Source organism: Lysinibacillus halotolerans (genome assembly GCF_003711845.1).
Lineage (GTDB): Bacteria > Bacillota > Bacilli > Bacillales_A > Planococcaceae > Ureibacillus > Ureibacillus halotolerans.
Genome location: NZ_RHLQ01000102.1, coordinates 1 through 1,386, shown reverse-complemented (window position 1 = coordinate 1,386; position 1,386 = coordinate 1). Strand labels below are relative to the sequence as shown.

Below are 1,386 nucleotides of genomic sequence, written 5' to 3'. Positions count from 1 at the left end.
GGTTCTAAGTCAAATGTTGGGGTGAGCATTTAGCTCACTCCTAATTTATGCGACCCGAACATCTATATTTTTATATTGATGGTGTAATAACACCTTTAATCTGAATCGATCAAATCGTTTAAACCCAAACGCATTTCTTTTAATAACCTTCGTTTGGTTATTAATGCCTTCGACATAACCATTATTCAAGTTATAGGCAAAGCTATTCATAATCTCCTTCTGCCAATTTTGAAAGGTTTCTATTGCCTTTTCAAATTCAACTAATCCGGAAGACTTTACTAAATCATAATAGCTATATAATCTTTCTTTTACTTCTTTTAAATTATTCGGTGCTAATTGTTTAGCTATTTCAAACCATAATCGATAAGCCTCTTTCAATTCATAAGCCTTTTTTAATTCAGGTGACTTTTCTAAAAAGTAATTTAAATACCATAATTGCTTTTCGGTTAAATCCTCATAGTGCTTATAAAAGACATGACGCATTCTTTTACATTTCTTACGTTGGTAATCGTCAAAGGCTTTCTGTTCCTTCCTTCTCACTTTTTCTAAAGCCCAGTATATATAACGACAAAAATGAAATCGGTCAGCTACGACAACAGGGCGTCCTAATGCTTGATCAACAGCTGCTTTGAAAGAATGACTCATATCCATAACGACAACGTTTACGTTATCTCCATGTTTTCTTAAATAAGCTACCAGCGTTTCTTTTTTACGATCTTTTAAAATATCTAATGGTCTCCTATTAATAGGGTCAGCAATGACCGTTTGATACTTTTCACCACCTGCATCCCCTTTATATTCATCTATTGCGATGACTTCTGGTAACTGTTTAGTCTCCGTTAACATAGAAGAACTAATTTTATCAAAATGGCGCATTACGGTTGTCGGTGAAGTGTCAAAACGATCAGCCACATCCTTAAAATTTTTACCATGGATGATTTCAATCGCCAACGCCTGTTTGTACTCTATGGACTGTCTTTGATACCACTCTACTAAGGAATTATCTTCGTAAAATCGTTTCCTACAATCTTTGACTTCACAAACATACCGACGTTTTCGATAGAATAGGAATGTTCTTCTACTAAAAATACTATTATGTTTGATCTTCTGAATTCGATAATCATGTACGCGTTCGGTTAATTGACCACAACACGGACAACGATGAGCTTTCCTCTCCAACTCCAAATGAAGTTCATAGTAACCGTCTTTTTCCAATGATTTCGTAATGATAAACTCTTCTAATCCTGGTAAAGTCATGTTAAAATTCAATTACACGCATCTCCCTTTTGTTTTGTTTATTGGTCTAAACAAAGTCTAACAAAATTAGGAGATTGCGTGTTTATTTTTTCTGAATTTTATCTGTACCCCAACAAATATTTTAGAGCC

General features: G+C 34.2%; 1 protein-coding gene. It reads right to left on the bottom strand.

Going from position 1 to position 1,386, the window contains the following annotated elements; genetic code table 11:
* Positions 1-45 precede the first annotated feature (45 nt).
* The gene (locus EC501_RS18275; protein ID WP_241559397.1) at positions 46-1,257 is read right to left on the bottom strand and encodes an ISL3 family transposase; all 1,212 of its coding nucleotides are present in this window, start codon (positions 1,255-1,257) and stop codon (positions 46-48) included.
* Positions 1,258-1,386 lie beyond the last annotated feature (129 nt).

Coding starts and splice junctions, on each gene's coding strand:
- EC501_RS18275 (WP_241559397.1), bottom strand. CDS start 1,257: ATGACTTTACCAGGATTAGAAGAGTTTATCATTACGAAATCATTGGAA.